This window comes from Staphylococcus sp. GDX8P54P, from assembly GCF_017893165.1.
Lineage (GTDB): Bacteria > Bacillota > Bacilli > Staphylococcales > Staphylococcaceae > Staphylococcus > Staphylococcus borealis.
This window is the reverse complement of sequence record NZ_JAESMM010000058.1, coordinates 1-17,930: the sequence shown is the minus strand read 5'-3', so window position 1 is coordinate 17,930 and position 17,930 is coordinate 1. Positions and strand designations below refer to the sequence as shown.

The window sequence follows — 17,930 nt, the reverse complement described above, 5'->3', positions numbered from 1 at the left end:
CCTCAAAAGCATGAGATGGTTTAATCATAAAATTAATATTGATGCATTTTATTTTTGTAAATCTGCAAAAGTTCGGCCTTTCATTGTAGATCGACCTTTATCTTGTCTTTCGCGACGATCTGGCTTTTTGCCTTTTTTCTTATTAAAGTTACCTTTAGAACGTTTGTTTTTATTATCAAATTTATTATTACGTTTTCCACCACGGCGTGATCCATTACCTTTACCTTGGCGATTTTTACGTGCTAATGGTTTTTCAAATGTTAATTGTACTTCAACTTCATCATTCGCTTCAACTAGTTCTTGTAGTAATGATGCAACTAATTCTGTACTATCGTATTCTTTTAATAACTCACTTGAGATACGTTTCAAACGCGCTTCACTTTCACGTGACATCCAATTTTTAACTTTATCTTTGATGTCATCTTCACGCGCTTTTAATACTTCTTTACGGTGTGGCGGTCTTAACGCATTCATTCGTCTTCCATTTGCATCTTCTATTTGACGGATATAATCCATTTCAATAGGGTTAACAAATGTAACTGCGATACCTTCTTTACCAGCACGACCAGTTCGACCAATTCTATGTGTATAGCTTTCCGTATCTTGAGGAATGTCAAAGTTATATACATGACTTACACCTGAAATATCTAATCCACGAGCAGCAACATCTGTGGCTACTAAGATATCAATTTGGTCATTTTTAAATTTCTTTAATACTTCTAAACGTTTAGCTTGTGTAATATCACCGTGTAAACCTTCTGCTTTATAACCTTTTGATAATAACGCACTTGTTAATTCATCAACACGACGTTTCGTTCTACCAAATACTATAGCTAACTCTGGTTGATGTACATCTAAGAAATTAGTGAATGTATCGAATTTTTCAAGTTCTTTAACAATTGTATAATATTCATCAATTTGAGGATCTGACATTTCGTTATTCATTGTTTTAACGATTTGAGGAGATTTCATAAATTGTTGTACTAATGTTTGAATTGCTTTAGGCATCGTTGCTGAGAATAACATGGTTTGTCTTTGCTCAGAAGGAATTTTATCCATAATGAATCTCATATCATCTATGAATCCCATGTTCATCATTTCATCCGCTTCATCCAAAATTAATGTATGAATACCATTTGTTTTTAATGTACGTCTATTTAAGTGATCAATAACACGTCCTGGTGTACCTACAACAATTTGTGGTCCTCTTTTTAAGGCTTTAATTTGACGGTCGATTGGCATACCACCAAATACGGTTACAACTTGTACATTTTGACCACGACTAAATTCTCTTAATTGTTCAGCTACTTGCATAGCTAGTTCTCTTGTAGGTGCTAATATTAAGGCTTGTACACCTGATTGACCCACAACTTTTTCTATTAAAGGAATCCCGAACGCTCCAGTTTTACCTGTCCCAGTTTGCGCTTGTCCAAGGATGTCTCTTCCTTCTAATGTATAAGGGATACTATCTTTTTGGATAGGTGTAGGTTCCTTAAAACCCATTGCTTCAAGGGTTTCTACAGTTTTATCCGAAATCCCTAGTTCTTTAAAATTTTGCAATATAATTCTCCTTTTAACTTTCTTATTTATCAATATACGTTTGTGTATATAAGGTCCTCTTATTACGTCAACTTCTATATAGTACCACCTAAAATTATATATCGCAATAAAGCAATTCTAGTGATAGGTTCGTTTTCCCAAGATTCAAGACATAATAGCGTTTACATTTTTTACACTTTTTTTAGCTTTTAAAGTAAAAAAACAAGTCACTAAAGGATTTATATTCCTTTTAAGTGACTTGCCTAATCGTAATAGCAACCTTGAAAATAATTAAATCAATTTATTTACTACTTCTTCGAGCTTATTGCCACGTGAGCCCTTTACTAGAACTTTGTCATTAGCAACTAAATTATCCATTAAATATTGCGTTAGTGCTTGTTTATCCGTGAAATATTGAACATGATCAACAAATTGACCACCTTTGTCACTTATATATTTCGCATCGTTACCATATGTTAATAGCGTTTGGATATTTTTGTCTTCTAAATAAGCACCGACATCTTCATGCATTTGACGGCTATTTTCTCCTAATTCAAGTGAATCAGCAAGTACAATGATTTTACGGCCATCCATTTGGCTTAATGTATCTATAGCTGCTTTCATACTAGTAGGACTTGCGTTATACGCATCATTAATTATAGTTATGTCATTATCAGTAATATGGCGTTCCATGCGCATACCTGTAAGTTGAACATGATGAATATTATGTTGAATTGTTTCATATTCCAATCCTAATTCATGGCCAATAGCAATGGCGATAGCGGCATTTTTCATATTATGAATGCCTAGAATAGGCAATTTATAATGTTCATTACCATTAATATTAAAAGCAATACCATCATTTTCACTCTGCTCTACTTCACAAACTAAAGTATTATTTGGTTTTAAACCGATACTTAGGCATTTAGCATGCTTAACATCTTTAACATGTGGTTCTAGTAATGGTTCGTCACCGTCATAAATGAACGTTCCACCTTCTTTAAGTCCAATTGTTATTTCTGATTTAGCTTGAGCAATACCTTCACGTGAGCCCAAATCTTGCATATGTGACTCACCAATATTCGTAATAACGGCAATGTCAGGCTCAGCAATCGTAGATAATAATTCGATTTCATGGAAACCAGACATACCCATTTCTAAAATTGATATCTCAGTATCTGGATCAAGTTCTAAAATCGTTAATGGTAAGCCTATCTCATTGTTGTAGTTACCTTGTGTTTTTTTAACTTTAAACTCAGTGTGTAAGACACTTTCAATCATATCTTTCGTCGTTGTTTTACCATTGGAGCCTGTCACACCTATAACTTTAGGATTCACATGTTTTAAATAGGCTTTGGCTAATTGCTGTAACGCAACTAACGTATCGTCTACCCAAATAATTGGTCCGTTCACATTATCATCGATGTCATGGCCCTTTTCATAGAAAGATGCACCGGCACCATCTATTAACGCTTGTGAAACAAATTGATGGCCATCTACATTTTCACCTTTAAAAGGGATAAATAGCATATCGTGTGTGATTGCACGTGAATCAATCGTTACACCTTTGATTGTATGTTGTAAATATTCTGTTTCTATCTCACAAGGTATCCATTCCTGAATTTGCTTTAATGAAACTTCTATCATTTATGAATTCCCCTCTTAGTCGATTGTGTATTTATTTTTCTTTTTATCCTCGTGACGTTCTTTAGCTAAATCAATTAGTTTAGTAATTAAATCAGAATAGGATAGTCCCATATTCTCCCATAAGCTTGGATACATACTAAATGCTGTAAATCCAGGCATCGCATTCGTTTCATTAATGAAAATTTGATTATCTTCAGTAACGAAGAAATCCGCACGTACTAGACCAGAACAATCTGTAGCTTTAAATGCTTCTAATGCCATATTTCTTAAAGTCATTTGTACTTCTTCATCAAGTTCTGCTGGGATTTGTAAACTAATTTTACCGTCCTTATATTTTGATTTGTAATCATAAAACGCAACATCTTTAATGACTTCGCCTGGCCATGTTGTTTCAGGATAATCATTACCTAATACAGCCACTTCAACTTCACGTGCATTAATACCTTGTTCAATAACAAGCTTACGGTCAAATTGGAAAGCTTCCTCGATACCAGCTTTTAATTCATCTTCATTGTTACATTTACTGATACCGACGCTTGAACCTAGGTTCGCTGGTTTTACGAATACAGGATATGTAAGTTTATCTTTAACAAGTTTGATAATATTACCTTCATATTTTTCATATTCACTTCTTAAGAAACTAATGTAAGGTAATTGTGGTAACCCTCTATGTTCAAATAATTGTTTCATAACAAGTTTATCCATTGAACTTGATGCTGCTAATACACCATTACCGACGTATGGTAAATCCAGAACTTCAAACAACCCTTGAATCGTACCGTCCTCACCATTTGGACCATGGAGTAATGGGAATACCGCATCATAAGGTTGACCGTCACTACTTTCTTTCAATAAAGTTGTGATCTCACCTGCTTCTACATCGGCCATATTAAGTGATTCAATTGATTTAATTTCTTCAGTAATATTATCTTTTTTCTTCCATAATCCATCATTCGTTATATAAATGATATCGACTAAATATTTTTCTTTATCAATTGCGTTAAGAACATTTTGCGCAGTTAATTTCGAAACATCGTGTTCAGCACTTTTACCACCATATACGATACAAATGTTTTCTTTTACCATAAGTAGTTCCTCCATTAAGAAAGATCATAACTCGCGCATTTGTATAAAGTTTTATCTCAATTTGATATTTCAACTTCCCACAAATACTTTTATCTCTTTCAACTCATTTTTAATTTTTCTTTTTAGTTAACTATTAATATTTTATGAAATTTATTTAGGTTAAACTATGCTTTCTAAAAATCAATATTATCACAGTCTAAAGCAATTTTGCATTTATCAACTTAAATATAAATGTGATTATGTGATGAATATCTTTTATTATCGCATAAGAATTAAACTCAATTAAGCGATGTTTATTTTTCTTTTACACATTCACTCTGTTATTTTCTAGCAAATTAACTTAAAGTCATGTAAAATTTGTATATAATATTATTCGTTAGATTATAAGAGTTTAAGGAGTTTTCTCATGAAATATTCATCCCGTCAACAGCCATCTAAGCATTGGCTACGTAAAATAGACTGGATACTCGTAGCATTATTAACAATATTAGCTATAATTAGTGTTACTACGATTAGCTCAGCTATGGGTGGCGGCCAATATAGTGCAAACTTTAGTATTCGCCAAATTATCTACTATATATTGGGTGCTATTATTGCGCTCATCATTATGCTTATTTCACCTAAAAAGATTAAAAATAATACATATATTCTATACTTCATCTTTTGCATATTGCTTGTTGGTTTATTGATTTTACCAGAAACATCAATCACACCAATTATTAACGGTGCTAAAAGTTGGTATTCCTTTGGACCAGTAAGTATACAGCCTTCAGAATTTATGAAAGTTATCTTAATTCTTGCATTAGCAAAGAGTGTTTCTAATCATAATCGCTTTACTTTCAATAAATCTTTTCAAACTGATTTAGTTTTATTCTTTAAAATCATTGGCATCTCAATTATTCCAATGGCATTAATCCTATTGCAAAATGACCTAGGTACAACCCTTGTGATATGTGCAATTATTATTGGGATTATGTTAATAAGTGGCATTACATGGAGAATATTAGCCCCATTATTTATAGCCGCATTTGTTATTGGTGGAACGATTATTTTAGCAGTTATCTACAAACCGTCATTAATTGAAGGGCTTCTCGGCGTTAAAATGTATCAAATGGGCCGTATTAATTCGTGGTTAGATCCCTATTCTTATAGTGCAGGCGACGGTTATCATTTAACAGAATCGTTAAAAGCAATTGGTTCTGGCCAACTCTTGGGCAAAGGGTTTAATCATGGTGAAGTTTATATCCCTGAGAACCATACCGACTTTATATTTTCAGTAGTCGGAGAAGAAATGGGATTTATAGGTGCTGTCGTTTTATTACTTATCTTTTTAGCATTGATTTTCCATTTAATTCGACTTGCTACCAAAGTGGAATCACCATTTAGTAAAATATTTATCATTGGTTACGTTTCTTTACTCGTCTTCCATATATTCCAAAATATAGGAATGACAATCCAATTACTACCAATTACTGGTATTCCATTACCATTTATTAGTTATGGTGGTAGTTCACTTTGGAGTCTAATGGTTGGTATAGGTGTCGTATTATCTATTCATTTCCATCAAAGACAAACTACTCCTAATAAAAAAGAAGTAGAACAGAAATAATATTTTGTTGCACCTAGCTTTGACTGTAAAATCACTTTCGTAATTTTAGTGTGGGATCTAATCCCACAATTAGATTAACTACAATATAAAAAATGTAGCCTGAGACATTGATTAATGTCCCAGGCTACATTTTTATTAATTGCTAGCAAACTATTTAAGTTCTTGACGCACAGGCGTAGTTGCTGGCAATGTATTCATTATGTCCAAACGAGATTTAGTTTTTTTAATATTTACACCTAGTGATGATAGTAGTTTAACAACATTTTGTAATTTATCCGATTGACTCATGGCTTTCACCTCGTTTTATGACTTCAAGGTTATACTACCCCAATTAACAATGTTTTACTACATGAATTCCACATAAAATTGACATTTTATAAAATTAATTTCATTTATTAGCCTAAAACCTTAAATCCATCATCATAAATTTCTTTTTCAATACTATTTAAATTCGTTGGTGTTTCATAAGATATTGTGACCAATTGTTTATCTAGCTCAACACTTACTTTACTTACACCAATCATATCTTCTAGTCTATGATGAAGTGCATTGGCTTGCTCTTCCGTTTGCAAACCACTCAATTTAATCTCACTATAATTCATTTCATTTACTCCTAATCTTTCATTAATTTCTGAAACGTTACTAATAGTTCTTCCATCGCTTCTTCTTGAGCCCCATTATTCACTTTATCCATAATGCAGCTTTTCATGTGATGATCTAACAATTTAGTGGCAACACTATTCAAAGCAGATCTTGTAGCTCTAATTTGGGTTAACACGTCATCACAGTAAACATCTTCTTCAATCATGCGATTGATTGCTCTAACTTGCCCTTCAATGCGATTAAGTCTCGATTTTAAATTTAGTTTAATTTGATCAGAATGATGTGCATTATCATAATTTTCCAAGGTCGTCACCCTTTCTATACGTACTATCATATCGTATAATTTACCTTACTATTCGTCAAACACTGTAACTTATTTCATGAAAAAGGGTCATGCTATTTGGTAAATGCCATGATACAATTAACGTTAAGAAAGTAAAAACTTGTCTTATTATTGCAAGAATTAAAATATTGAACAGGAGGCGTACTATGGTAGAAATATATTCAATGTCTTTCACGCATTCCTCATTGATTATTAATATCATATTAATTGCTGCCTTTATATTAAACTTAATTTTTGCATTTGTTATTATCTTTATGGAACGTCGCAGTGCTGGCTCTATATGGGCTTGGCTTCTCGTTTTAGTATTTTTACCAATCATTGGATTTATATTGTATTTACTATTAGGACGCCAAATTCAGCGCAATCGCATTTTCAAATTGAAAAAAGAAGACCGCAAAGGCCTTGCTATGATTGTGGATGAACAAATTGAAGCATTAGAAAGTGACGATTTCTCAAAAGGTAATCATCAAATTGTTAAGTTTAAAGAAATGGTACGCATGTTACTTTTTAACAATGCTGCGTTCTTAACGACAGATAATCGCATCAAAATATATACGGATGGTCATGCTAAATTTGATGCATTACTTAATGATATTAAAAATGCACAAGACTATATACATATTCAGTACTACATTTTTAAAAGTGATGGACTAGGCCGTCAAATTCTCTCAGCACTTGAGGATAAACTTGATGAAGGCTTAGAAGTTAAAATGTTATACGATGATATGGGTTCAAGAACTTTAAGAAAAAAAGATTTAAAACATTTTCGTCAAAAAGGTGGACATGTGGAATCGTTCTTTCCCTCTAAACTTCCCCTCATCAATCTCCGTATGAATAACCGAAACCATAGAAAAATCGTTATTATTGATGGCAAAATTGGTTATGTAGGAGGGTTCAATGTCGGTGATGAATATTTGGGTAAAGATAAAAAGTTTGGCTATTGGCGAGACACCCACTTAAGATTAGAGGGCGATTCTGTTAACGCACTGCAACTTAGATTTATATTGGATTGGAATTCACAATCCAATCGTGATTCAATCGAATATAAAGATAGCTATTTTCCAGATGTAGACTCAGGTGGAACAATTGGCGTACAAATTGCGTCAAGTGGTCCTGATGAAGATTGGGAACAAATCAAATATGGTTACTTAAAAATGATATCTTCCGCAAAACATTCTATATATATTCAATCACCTTATTTTATACCTGATCAAGCATTTATCGATGCAATTAAAATAGCAGCCTTAGGTGGTGTGGAAGTCAATATCATGATACCTAATAAACCGGATCATCCTTTCGTTTATTGGGCTACATTGAAAAATGCAGCTTCTCTACTATCAGCTGGCGTTAAAATTTATCATTATGATAATGGGTTCTTACATTCTAAAACTTTAATTATTGATGATGAAATCGCATCAGTAGGCACAGCCAATATGGATAATCGTAGTTTCACACTAAATTTCGAAGTGAATGCATTTGTTTATGATGAGACGATTGCAACTCAATTGAAAGAAGCATTTATTCAGGATATGAAAGTCTCTTATCAACTTACTGAGGAATTATATAATAAACGAAGTTTATGGATTAAATTCAAAGAAGGCATATCTCAATTACTTTCACCTATTTTATAAATGTCTTTAATAATTGTCATCCTATTTACAATTATTACTGTAAATACGTACAAGTTAATTTAATAAGGAGCGTAACATGAATGTACAACAGCAAATAAAGTTAGCGTATAATTATATGAAAGAGTTTCATATAAGCGATTATTCTGGTCACGATATTGCGCATGTGGAACGTGTAACGTCGTTAGCGCAAATCATTGCTAAAAACGAACAACAGGGTGACTACTTAATTATCACGTTATCTGCCTTACTACATGATGTCATCGATGATAAATTAACAGATAAAGCAATTGCATTAAATCAACTTAAAACATTTTTAGAACATATTGAAGTGACACCTACGCAGCAACAATCAATTATTTATATTATCGAACATATGAGTTATAGAAATGGGCGCAATAATGAGGTAGCTCTTTCAATAGAAGGACAAATTGTAAGGGATGCTGACCGATTGGATGCTATTGGTGCAATTGGTATTGCAAGAACTTTTCAATTTGCAGGCCATTTTAATGAACCTATGTGGACCGAATCGCCACATAGTGGACCACCAAATACAGATAGCATTCCAAATTTGCCCCCTTCTGCTATACGCCATTTTTATGATAAGTTGTTAAAATTAAAAGCATTAATGCTTACTAAAACTGGTAGACAACTGGCTGAAGAAAGACATGCTTTTATGGAGCAGTTTTTAACACAATTTTATAAAGAATGGCATATTGATTGAATGCTATAACAAAAAGGTCGATACCTCTTTCCAGGGTATCGACCTTTTCTATAATATAGCATTGATTAAGCTATTTACTTTTTCTTTTTATTATTCTTAGAAACAACTTGAGTGTTTTTACCTTTTTTATTTGAGTTACCATTATTTTCCTCAAATTTTTCAATCATTGGCGCAACTTCTCTTTGAGCAACTTTTTCATAGTACATATTGGCGAAGTAAGTTTGGACAATTAAGAATGCCGCACTGACAGACCAATATAGACCTAAAGCTGACGCCGAACTTAATGAAATCCAGATGATCATAATTGGTGATACAATCATCATCATGTAAGTCATTTGACGTTGTTCTTGAGGCATTTGTTTACTTGATACCCAAGCTTGGATAAAGTAAAGCACACCGGCAATAATAGTAATCCAAATATCAGGATGAACTAAATTGAACCATAAGAAGTGTGGATGTTCTGCAATTCCGCCACCAATACGGTAACGTAATACGAAGTATAATCCCATAACAACTGGCATTTGAATTAATACTGGTAAACAGCCTAATGCACTCTTCATTGGATTAATATCGTATTTCTTATAAACTTCCATCATTTCTTGGTTTGCTGCCATTTTCTCTTCTTGAGTTCGTGCACGTTTAACTTTTTCTTGCACACCATCAACTTCTGGCTTAGCAACTTTCATTTTTTCACGCATCATATGACTATTTTTATAGTTTGATAACATGAATGGTAACAAGATAACACGAATTACTAAAACTAATACGATAATTGCAATACCGTAATCATCATTAAATACTGAATGGCCTAACCAATGTAAAACTCTAGCCATTGGTTCTACGAATGTATTATAGAAAAATCCATCTCTATTACTAGATTTTGAATAATCACACCCGGCTAAAAAGACCATTACCCCTAATAACAAAGGTAGTAACGCTTTCTTCTTCATTTTTACACCTCTATTGATATATTCACATAGGGATTATTTTATCATAGTAACCGTGTACTAGAAAACAAAAAAAGAAAAATTTTCTTATTTATTTGAAATAATTTTTCATTATAGTAACAGTCTTGTCAATATTATGACTACGTGCAATCGCCGAAATAACTGAAACACCGTCTGCACCATTTTGAGCAATAGGTTCAATATTGTCTTCTGTTATACCTCCAATTGCTACCATAGGTAACGAAGGATTGATCTTTTTTAATGTGGCAATCATAGCGGGACCTACTGGTGCACTCGCATCATTTTTAGAAATTGTTGCAAACATCGGTCCAACACCAATATAATCAACATGATCTAAATCGGATTGATTATATTCTTCCTCGTTGCCAATGCTAAGTCCTATGATTTTATTTTCGAACCGCTTAGCAAATGACTTCACATTTTCATCATCTTGCCCTACATGAATACCGTCTGCATTTATTTTTTCAGCTAAATCAACATCGTCATTTACAATAAACGGTACATGATAGTCATGACATAAATTTAATAACTCAATTGCTAAATTTTCTTTATCAGCACCGTCTAATGACGTGGGTCCTTTTTCACGAAATTGAAAAAGCGTGATACCGGCATTTAAGGCATGCTTCACTATTTCTCTAATATCTTTTCCCTCTGGAATATCTTGCGTACCGCAAATAAAATAAACATTTAATCGTGATGGATTAAACATTTTACTCCACCTCTTGTCTTTTGACTTGTTGTTGGTAGGTATTAAAATCAATGACATACATTTGATCTAATAATTTAGATAAAAATGTACCTGGTCCATTTACTTGTTGATCTTGTTCAGCGCGTTCAGCAGCAATATTATAGATGCTAACCGCTTCTTCTAACACTTGTAGAGATGGCGTTTCTTCTCTAAATAAGAAACTTGCTACAATGCCCCCAAGTAAGCATCCAGCACCAGTAATCTTGGCTAATAATGGTGACCCATTAGATAACTTCACCACTTTATTATTTTGGACAATAACATCTTCTTTACCAGTTAACACGATGGCTGTATTCAATTTCTCATGGGCACGCTTAGCTATTTCAACAACGTCTAAGTCAGTTTCACCATCCGTACCTTTCATCGTTGTTGTTGCATCTACTAACGTTAAAATTTCAGAAGCATTACCTTTAATAACTGATACTTTCACTTCTGATAAGAATTTTTGGCAAAATGCTTTGCGATACGAAGAAGCACCAACTGCTACTGGATCAAATACAATGGGTGTTCCTTGCTGATTCGCTATTTTACCTATTTCCAAAATGTCTTGTTCATTTGCCTTAGTCATCGTACCAATATTAATAAGTAACGCCCCTGCAACTTTATAAAATTCTTCCGCTTCTTCAGGTGCTTCACTCATTGCTGGACTAGCACCAATGCTAAGTAATCCATTTGCCGTAAAGTTTTTCACGACATCATTTGTATAACAGACAACTAAAGGATTCTCTTGTCTTAAACGTTCCAAATTATTCATCATCTAATCCAACCTTCTTCATATATGCAAAATGGTTTACCGGTCCTCTACCTTGACCAATTTCTGGCGTATATTGAATACTCAATGAAATAAATTTCTTCGCTTTTTTAACCGCTTCATAGATAGATTTACCTTTAGCCAGTTCTGCAGTAATCACTGCTGAGAATGTACATCCAGTTCCGTGCGTATGTTTAGTGTCAAAGCGTTGATCTTCAAAGGTATACACATCATCCTTAGTAAATAAGAAGTCTTTAGCATTGTTTAAATCTGCAGAGTGTCCACCTTTTATGACAACGCCTTTACTGCCTATTTCATTAATAAAGATATTGCCTGCTTTACGAATATTTTCTTCCGTGTCTATTTTAATGCCTGTTATTTCCTCTGCTTCAGGAATATTAGGCGTGACGACATCTGCTAAAGGTAGTAATGTATTCTGTAAATGTTTCTTGGTTTCATCATCCATTAACGAATCGCCACTCTTAGCTAACATGACTGGATCGATAACGTATGGAATATCTGAATGTTGTCTCAAATATTGTTGAATTAACGCCATTGTTTCATGAGTCGCAATCATACCTGTTTTAATAGCGTGTGGTAATTCGTCATTGAAGACGCTATCTAATTGTTCTTGAACCCAACTTGTCTCAAGATTATGGATATGTTGTACCCCTTTAGTATTTTGCGCAACGATACTTGTAATAGCTGCCATGCCGTAGACACCACAGGCATGAAATGATTTTAAATCGGCCATTACACCAGCGCCACCTGATGGATCAGTTCCCGCGATTGTTAAAGCGATTTTAGGTTTATGCATTTTTGTCGCCTCCGAAGTTCCATTGTTCGTTAGTATAAGCCATATTAAAGAAATTACGTTCGTGAATCGTACTTTGTAAGAAACTTTCTTTAATATCATGCTTTTCTTGTTCTGTACAATTTGCTGTTAATTCATCTAATAAATTATCAAATACTTCTATTAATGGACGCATTTCTGTACTATAGAAATCAAACCATTTTGCAGTTACAGAATCTCTATTTAGATTTTGATCCTCTAATGCCATTTTAGCTACAACTTCATATACATAAGGGCATGGTGCCATTGCAGCTATTGTATACGCCGCATTCTCATGTGCATAGGCATGATAATACATATGTTTAATGTAATGATCACCGCTTGGAGGCCATACTTTTTCTTTAACAATTTCTTCATAAGGTTCATTAATGTAATCTGCTAAAATTTCATGTGCCTCAACTTCACCATCTAGCATAAATTCAATTTGTTCAACTAAAAATTTAACATCTTTCATTGTTGGTGCTTTTGGGATAAGAAGTGCATACAAATTTGTAAATTCCTTTAAATATGATGCATCCGCTCTTAAATATTGACGTACTGCTTGAGCGTCTAACTTCCCTTTTAAAAGGTCTTGAATAAACCCATCATTATAGATATCTTCAATAATAGGTTGTGAAGCCTCTTTAATCTCAGTTGAAAATGTCATAGTCATATCCTCCTTAAAATTAAAAAATGCTACATTTCAACGTAGAAATGTAGCTATCATTCAATAAAGAGAACATAACATATACATTACTACTTTCCTACGTTGGCATTAACCAAATCAGGTTATAAGGGTCTGAATTTAATCATCTCAGCCATTGGCAATGGCTCCCCTAGTAGCATTATCTTATTAATTTAACGATATCAAATTGATTAGGATTTATCAAATAAAACAGAAAGCGAGAGGACAGAAATAAAATAAACTCATTGTTCTCCCTAGCTTACTTTGCTTGTAGCATTTCTTAGTGAAATTCTCTTTGTTGGGGCCCGCCCGCAAGGATAACTAGTGCTAAAAAAGCTTGATTTAAGCGTATTTTCAAATCAGTCATCTATTGTCAAAATGAAAAAGCAGGCTGAGACACTTTATTATGTCCCAGCCTACTCAATTAATATTATTATATTGCTAAATTAAGCAGTTACCCATTGTGATGGACCTGCAGTATTATATAATTTAACAGCAGCAGCATCTTGAACGTGTTCTGGTGCTTGTGCTGGTGATACACCTTTATATTGAGCAGGTGCTACTGAATCCCAAGTTGATTGTAAGAATTGATATTTACCTGCTGCACCTGAACTTGGATTAATAGCAGTAATGTCGCCACCTGATTCACGTTGTGCAATTTGTTGTAAATGACTGTTTACATTTACAGAAGAACCACTTGAAGCACTTGAGTTAGAAGTTGTAGCTTCAGTTTGTGGTTGTTGTGTTTGTTGAGTTTGTGGTGCTTGTTGTACTTGTGTTGGTTGAGCTTGACTAGATTGTTGTGAAGAAGCTACTTGTTCAGCTGAAGTTTGGTTAGTAGCAGCTGATGCTTGTTCACTAACATCTTGTTGTGGTGAAACTAAGCCTGTTTGTGCATAGTTCCAACTCCAGTTAGTACCATCTGATTCGAAATGATAAGTGAAACCTTCATAATCAAATGTTACGTTATATGCACCTTCTTGGATAGGGCTATTATTTAATGATTGATCATTTGATTGTGCTAATTGTGCTAATTCAGCTTTATTTACTTGAGCTTCGCTCGCATCTGCGTGTCCAGCGTTGCCAGCAACTACTCCTAAACCTACTGCTAATGATGAAGCAATAATTGTCTTTTTCATAATTATATATATCCTCCTAGATTTGTTTGTGTCTTAATAATAAATTTTACAAGTAACACTTTAACATCCATAAAACCATAGTAGGTTACAGTGAAATAAAAAAAGCCAGTACTTTTTTACATCCAAATTACAAACGTACTGTAATCCTATTTTTTAGTTATGGACTTTCATGACGGTTTTGAGTAGCTATATATATAAGTATCTCTTGTAATACTAATGAAATCTTTCAGATAATTATATTAAAAATTTAAGAACCTCTCTTATAAAATTGATAATATAAGAGAGGCCATGAGTATAATTAAAGAAGTTATTTATAGTAAATAGGGATGGAGTTAATAGAACATTAGTTTATATCAATCACTTCTAGGTGATCGTATGAATAAGTGTCTTCATTGAATGAGGTGTCAGGGAGAATATCATTATTTTTGGATTTGGGGGACATAAATTTAATTGTTTCAACATATAATTCGGTCACAAAGTGCGTTTGGCCCTCTTTATCGTATTTACGTGATCTCATTTGACCAGTAATACCTACTAAAGCGCCTTGCTCAGTATACAATTCAATATTGGTAGCTGTTTTACCAAAAGCTTTACAAAATATATAATCACAAGCTATTTCATTGTTGTCATCTTTATAATTACGTTCTGTTGCAACACAGAACGTGGCTATCTTCACCTCCTCTTTCTCAAATATTTGTGCCTTTTTGGTCAACCGACCTACTATCACAATCTTGTTTAGCATGTGTCACCTCCTTCTACAACTATAGTATTCATTTATAACTATGGCGTCAAAATTCTATTTTTAAGATTTTTATTCCTATTAATACTCAAAGTTTGATATATTTAAAGAAAATAATTGTAAAACTCATATTAGATTATTGATAATTTCATTTTTTGCATAATTTTAATTTTTTTGGGGATGTGATGAAGTGAAGACATTTAAAGCTGTACGTTTTCAAATTGTTAATGAAAATGGAGGTATAACTGAATTTGAGCTAGAAGATGGTGTAATCATCAATAAAGAAAATAGTGGTACTGGTTGGCTTCTAGAGGTTGTCATTTCAAATGCGCACTATGAAACAATGAAAAAATATTATGATGATCAAACACTATTAGATATTAGAGTCGTGATAACACGCCCTTCGAATGATCCTGCACTTTTTGATGCTACAATCAAAAGTATTTCTGAATTCGAAACAACAATGTCAATTGTATTAGATTGTCATATTTACACCTTACGACAAGTTTATGCAGAGAGTTTATTAGAACAATTAGTTGATGAAGGACTGTCAGGTGAGGAATTAAAAGTAACATTTAATCGTATGATGCAATCTAAACCTAAACTAAAAGAAGAAAAATTTGAAAGAGAATAAAATAGGAGTGGAACACAATTCAATGTTCCACTCCTATTTATATTGATTATAAAAGCATGTTTTGGTTTAAGCATCTTGGATAGCGAAAGTTAATTCACAACTACAAGCGAGTTGGCCATCTACCGTAGCCTTTGCTGTACCTTTTCCGATTGGACCTTTGATTTTAGTAATTTCTACCTCTAACATTAGCGTATCACCAGGCGTTACTTGTTTTTTAAATCTACATTTATCAATTCCAGCAAACAATGCAATTTTTCCTTTATTCTCTTCGCTGTTAAGCATAGCAACAGCACCTGTTTGTGCTAATGCTTCAGTAATTAATACACCAGGCATAACAGCATAATCTGGGAAGTGCCCTTGGAAAAATGGTTCATTACCAGATACTTGTTTTAGTCCAACACATCTCTTGCCCTCTTCATATTCAACTACACGATCAATAAGTAAAAATGGTTGTCTATGTGGGATAATTTGCTTAATTTGATTATAATCGAAAATTGTTTCCATAATGTATGTCCTCCAGAAGTATTATAAAGTGAGTATACGATTAATCATTTACTCGTTCAATATTAGCACCTAATGACTTTAATTTCTCATGGAAATTAACATAACCGCGGTCTAAATGTTTTAATTCTGTAACCTGAGTTGTACCATCAGCTACTAAGCCAGCTAAAATTAATGCTGCCGCTGCTCTTAAATCTGTTGCTTTAACTTGAGCACCTTGCAATTGACTCTTACCTTGAATTTTAGCACTTCTACCTTCTACAGTAATATTTGCATTCATACGCTTAAATTCTGCAACATGCATGAATCTATTTTCAAAGACAGTTTCCGTAATGACTTTATGTCCTTCAGCAGTTAATAATAACGCCATCATTTGTGATTGCATATCTGTTGGGAACCCAGGGTGTGGAAGTGTTTTGACATCAACTGGTTTAAGTTCACCCTCTGCCGTAACACGAACGCCATCTTCTTGGAAATCTAAATTAACGCCCATTTCTTCAAGTTTATAAATTAGACTCGACATATGTTCTTTTACTGCGTCTCTAACAAATACATCACCACGCGTAATAGCAGCTGCTATGATTAATGTACCAGCTTCAATTCTGTCAGGAATGATTGAATGTTCTACACCTTTCAACTTATCAACACCATGAATTGTAATGGTATCAGTACCTGCTCCGGTTACTTTACCACCCATTTCATTAATATAATTTGCTAAATCAACAATTTCAGGCTCTTTAGCAACATTTTCAATCACTGTTTTACCTTTAGCAAGTGAAGCTGCCATAATGATATTTTGTGTTGCACCGACACTTGGGAAATCTAAATGAATGTCTGTACCTTTCAAGCCGTCTTTTGTGCTAGCGTAAATATTTCCATTCTCTAGATGTATGTCTGCACCTAATGCCTCAAACCCTTTAATATGTTGCTCTATTGGACGAGCGCCGATTGCACAACCACCTGGTAATGCAACGATAGCATGACCTAAACGTGCTAACAAAGGACCCATAACTAAGATGCTTGCTCGCATTTTACTAACATATTCATAAGGGGCTTCTTCTTTTAAAGTCGTAGATGCATCTACTGTAACTGCACCTTCTTTTTTATTATATTCAACTTTAGCATTTAAAGTCGATAATACATTGTTTATCGTTACTACATCGCTTAAATCTGGTACATTAACAAGTTTACTTTTTCCTTCTGAAGCTAATAGTGATGCAGTCAATATTGGTAATACTGCATTTTTAGCTCCTTCAACTTTAACTTCTCCAGTTAGGCGATTGCCACCTTCAATTACTATTTTATCCATATTAATCCTCCACTTTAAACTCCTATTACTATCTTCATTTCCCGATTTTCAATCAATTATTTATTTATTATATCTATTTTTAAAAAGAATTTACAATAATCTCATTATTGAAATAAAAATTTCACTTGAGTTGAGAATTGTAATAAATCAATTAAAAAATTGCTCACGGCTGTACCCAATAAGATGGCTAAAAACATTAGACAAACTTGTACTTGAGTAGCGTAACCTTTTTTTAAAAAATTGATCTAATTTGAGAGAGTTTAAGGCCCAATAAGCTATACATATACACAAAACATGTAAAACCAAGTGTATGATCGCAAACTGTCCAATATAATCCATGACTTTCTCTCCTTTTAGATTTCTGTACTATATTGTACATTAAAAATGCACAGAATGATACTAAACTTGACTATCATAGAACACAAAAAAGGTTTGAAAACTAAAT

19 protein-coding genes, 1 pseudogene and 1 riboswitch are annotated in these 17,930 nt (G+C 33.4%); of the genes and pseudogenes, 4 read left to right on the top strand and 16 right to left on the bottom strand.

The window, feature by feature from the left end; genetic code table 11:
- Window positions 1-48 precede the first annotated feature (48 nt).
- From cshA to KA909_RS12705, 3 genes are all read right to left on the bottom strand, one after another.
- Window positions 49-1,560 (bottom strand): degradosome RNA helicase CshA, encoded by a 1,512-nt coding sequence (gene cshA / locus KA909_RS12715; RefSeq protein WP_193839113.1) that lies wholly within the window; start codon window positions 1,558-1,560, stop codon window positions 49-51.
- Between the two features lie 270 nt (window positions 1,561-1,830).
- On the bottom strand, window positions 1,831-3,186 hold the full coding sequence (locus tag KA909_RS12710) for a UDP-N-acetylmuramoyl-tripeptide--D-alanyl-D-alanine ligase (protein ID WP_075109072.1): 1,356 nt from the start codon (window positions 3,184-3,186) through the stop codon (window positions 1,831-1,833).
- Between the two features lie 15 nt (window positions 3,187-3,201).
- On the bottom strand, window positions 3,202-4,272 hold the full coding sequence (locus tag KA909_RS12705; protein ID WP_053031202.1) for a D-alanine--D-alanine ligase: 1,071 nt from the start codon (window positions 4,270-4,272) through the stop codon (window positions 3,202-3,204).
- 406 nt (window positions 4,273-4,678) lie between these two features.
- Between KA909_RS12705 and KA909_RS12700 the strand changes: the two genes are divergently transcribed.
- Entirely contained in the window at window positions 4,679-5,881 is a 1,203-nt protein-coding gene (locus KA909_RS12700; protein ID WP_075109070.1) for an FtsW/RodA/SpoVE family cell cycle protein, read from the top strand.
- 150 nt (window positions 5,882-6,031) lie between these two features.
- Here KA909_RS12700 and KA909_RS12695 read toward each other — a convergent pair whose 3' ends face one another.
- The 3 genes from KA909_RS12695 to csoR form a co-directional block, all read right to left on the bottom strand.
- Window positions 6,032-6,169 carry an Lmo0850 family protein gene (locus KA909_RS12695; protein WP_107630147.1) on the bottom strand — a complete coding sequence of 46 codons (138 nt, stop codon included), beginning with the start codon at window positions 6,167-6,169 and terminating at the stop codon, window positions 6,032-6,034.
- A 107-nt stretch (window positions 6,170-6,276) separates the two neighbouring features.
- Window positions 6,277-6,483: a putative copper chaperone CsoZ gene (gene csoZ / locus KA909_RS12690; RefSeq protein ID WP_075109069.1), complete on the bottom strand. Its 207-nt coding sequence runs from the start codon at window positions 6,481-6,483 to the stop codon at window positions 6,277-6,279.
- An 11-nt stretch (window positions 6,484-6,494) separates the two neighbouring features.
- Window positions 6,495-6,788: a copper-sensing transcriptional repressor CsoR gene (gene csoR, locus KA909_RS12685; protein ID WP_193839112.1), complete on the bottom strand. Its 294-nt coding sequence runs from the start codon at window positions 6,786-6,788 to the stop codon at window positions 6,495-6,497.
- Between the two features lie 185 nt (window positions 6,789-6,973).
- On the opposite strand from csoR, the gene cls reads away from it, so the two are divergent.
- Both cls and KA909_RS12675 read left to right on the top strand, forming a co-directional pair.
- Window positions 6,974-8,458, top strand: a complete 1,485-nt coding sequence (gene cls, locus KA909_RS12680; protein WP_053031194.1) for a cardiolipin synthase — start codon at window positions 6,974-6,976, stop codon at window positions 8,456-8,458.
- A 76-nt stretch (window positions 8,459-8,534) separates the two neighbouring features.
- Entirely contained in the window at window positions 8,535-9,179 is a 645-nt protein-coding gene (locus KA909_RS12675; RefSeq protein WP_075109068.1) for an HD domain-containing protein, read from the top strand.
- Between the two features lie 74 nt (window positions 9,180-9,253).
- Here the strand turns inward: KA909_RS12675 and yidC are convergent, their stop codons facing one another.
- The 7 genes from yidC to KA909_RS12640 form a co-directional block, all read right to left on the bottom strand.
- Window positions 9,254-10,129 carry a membrane protein insertase YidC gene (yidC, locus tag KA909_RS12670; protein ID WP_075109067.1) on the bottom strand — a complete coding sequence of 292 codons (876 nt, stop codon included), beginning with the start codon at window positions 10,127-10,129 and terminating at the stop codon, window positions 9,254-9,256.
- An 88-nt stretch (window positions 10,130-10,217) separates the two neighbouring features.
- A complete protein-coding gene (gene thiE / locus KA909_RS12665; protein WP_193839110.1) occupies window positions 10,218-10,856 on the bottom strand; it encodes a thiamine phosphate synthase in 639 nt (212 codons plus the stop codon).
- A 1-nt stretch (window position 10,857) separates the two neighbouring features.
- Window positions 10,858-11,649, bottom strand: coding sequence for a hydroxyethylthiazole kinase (gene thiM, locus KA909_RS12660; RefSeq protein ID WP_193839960.1), 792 nt, complete (start codon window positions 11,647-11,649; stop codon window positions 10,858-10,860).
- On the bottom strand, window positions 11,642-12,463 hold the full coding sequence (gene thiD / locus KA909_RS12655) for a bifunctional hydroxymethylpyrimidine kinase/phosphomethylpyrimidine kinase (protein ID WP_193839109.1): 822 nt from the start codon (window positions 12,461-12,463) through the stop codon (window positions 11,642-11,644). Before thiD ends, thiM begins: the two co-directional genes overlap by 8 nt.
- Window positions 12,456-13,145, bottom strand: a complete 690-nt coding sequence (gene tenA / locus KA909_RS12650; RefSeq protein ID WP_070854359.1) for a thiaminase II — start codon at window positions 13,143-13,145, stop codon at window positions 12,456-12,458. The genes thiD and tenA overlap by 8 nt, the downstream gene beginning before the upstream one ends.
- A 77-nt stretch (window positions 13,146-13,222) precedes the next feature.
- Window positions 13,223-13,326, bottom strand: a riboswitch (TPP riboswitch).
- 283 nt (window positions 13,327-13,609) lie between these two features.
- Window positions 13,610-14,302, bottom strand: coding sequence for a transglycosylase family protein (locus KA909_RS12645; protein ID WP_193839108.1), 693 nt, complete (start codon window positions 14,300-14,302; stop codon window positions 13,610-13,612).
- Between the two features lie 343 nt (window positions 14,303-14,645).
- Window positions 14,646-15,044 (bottom strand): single-stranded DNA-binding protein, encoded by a 399-nt coding sequence (locus KA909_RS12640; RefSeq protein ID WP_075109064.1) that lies wholly within the window; start codon window positions 15,042-15,044, stop codon window positions 14,646-14,648.
- A 187-nt stretch (window positions 15,045-15,231) separates the two neighbouring features.
- Between KA909_RS12640 and KA909_RS12635 the strand changes: the two genes are divergently transcribed.
- Window positions 15,232-15,675, top strand: a complete 444-nt coding sequence (locus tag KA909_RS12635) for a YwpF-like family protein (protein WP_107630156.1) — start codon at window positions 15,232-15,234, stop codon at window positions 15,673-15,675.
- A gap of 66 nt (window positions 15,676-15,741) precedes the next feature.
- Here the strand turns inward: KA909_RS12635 and fabZ are convergent, their stop codons facing one another.
- The 3 genes and pseudogenes from fabZ to KA909_RS12620 form a co-directional block, all read right to left on the bottom strand.
- Window positions 15,742-16,179 (bottom strand): 3-hydroxyacyl-ACP dehydratase FabZ, encoded by a 438-nt coding sequence (gene fabZ, locus KA909_RS12630; RefSeq protein WP_016931213.1) that lies wholly within the window; start codon window positions 16,177-16,179, stop codon window positions 15,742-15,744.
- A gap of 40 nt (window positions 16,180-16,219) precedes the next feature.
- The gene (gene murA / locus KA909_RS12625; protein WP_210130294.1) at window positions 16,220-17,485 is read right to left on the bottom strand and encodes a UDP-N-acetylglucosamine 1-carboxyvinyltransferase; all 1,266 of its coding nucleotides are present in this window, start codon (window positions 17,483-17,485) and stop codon (window positions 16,220-16,222) included.
- Between the two features lie 104 nt (window positions 17,486-17,589).
- Window positions 17,590-17,824 (bottom strand): annotated as a pseudogene (locus KA909_RS12620) (DUF1146 family protein).
- Between the last annotated feature and the right edge of the window lie 106 nt (window positions 17,825-17,930).

Excerpts from the sequence above, each read along its gene's own strand:
- KA909_RS12710 (WP_075109072.1), bottom strand. The coding sequence starts at position 3,186 with ATGATAGAAGTTTCATTAAAGCAAATTCAGGAATGGATACCTTGTGAG.
- KA909_RS12705 (WP_053031202.1), bottom strand. The coding sequence starts at position 4,272 with ATGGTAAAAGAAAACATTTGTATCGTATATGGTGGTAAAAGTGCTGAA.
- KA909_RS12700 (WP_075109070.1), top strand. The coding sequence starts at position 4,679 with ATGAAATATTCATCCCGTCAACAGCCATCTAAGCATTGGCTACGTAAA.
- KA909_RS12695 (WP_107630147.1), bottom strand. The coding sequence starts at position 6,169 with ATGAGTCAATCGGATAAATTACAAAATGTTGTTAAACTACTATCATCA.
- csoZ (WP_075109069.1), bottom strand. The coding sequence starts at position 6,483 with ATGAATTATAGTGAGATTAAATTGAGTGGTTTGCAAACGGAAGAGCAA.
- cls (WP_053031194.1), top strand. The coding sequence starts at position 6,974 with ATGGTAGAAATATATTCAATGTCTTTCACGCATTCCTCATTGATTATT.
- KA909_RS12675 (WP_075109068.1), top strand. The coding sequence starts at position 8,535 with ATGAATGTACAACAGCAAATAAAGTTAGCGTATAATTATATGAAAGAG.
- yidC (WP_075109067.1), bottom strand. The coding sequence starts at position 10,129 with ATGAAGAAGAAAGCGTTACTACCTTTGTTATTAGGGGTAATGGTCTTT.
- thiE (WP_193839110.1), bottom strand. The coding sequence starts at position 10,856 with ATGTTTAATCCATCACGATTAAATGTTTATTTTATTTGCGGTACGCAA.
- thiM (WP_193839960.1), bottom strand. The coding sequence starts at position 11,649 with ATGAATAATTTGGAACGTTTAAGACAAGAGAATCCTTTAGTTGTCTGT.
- thiD (WP_193839109.1), bottom strand. The coding sequence starts at position 12,463 with ATGCATAAACCTAAAATCGCTTTAACAATCGCGGGAACTGATCCATCA.
- tenA (WP_070854359.1), bottom strand. The coding sequence starts at position 13,145 with ATGACATTTTCAACTGAGATTAAAGAGGCTTCACAACCTATTATTGAA.
- KA909_RS12645 (WP_193839108.1), bottom strand. The coding sequence starts at position 14,302 with ATGAAAAAGACAATTATTGCTTCATCATTAGCAGTAGGTTTAGGAGTA.
- KA909_RS12640 (WP_075109064.1), bottom strand. The coding sequence starts at position 15,044 with ATGCTAAACAAGATTGTGATAGTAGGTCGGTTGACCAAAAAGGCACAA.
- fabZ (WP_016931213.1), bottom strand. The coding sequence starts at position 16,179 with ATGGAAACAATTTTCGATTATAATCAAATTAAGCAAATTATCCCACAT.
- murA (WP_210130294.1), bottom strand. The coding sequence starts at position 17,485 with ATGGATAAAATAGTAATTGAAGGTGGCAATCGCCTAACTGGAGAAGTT.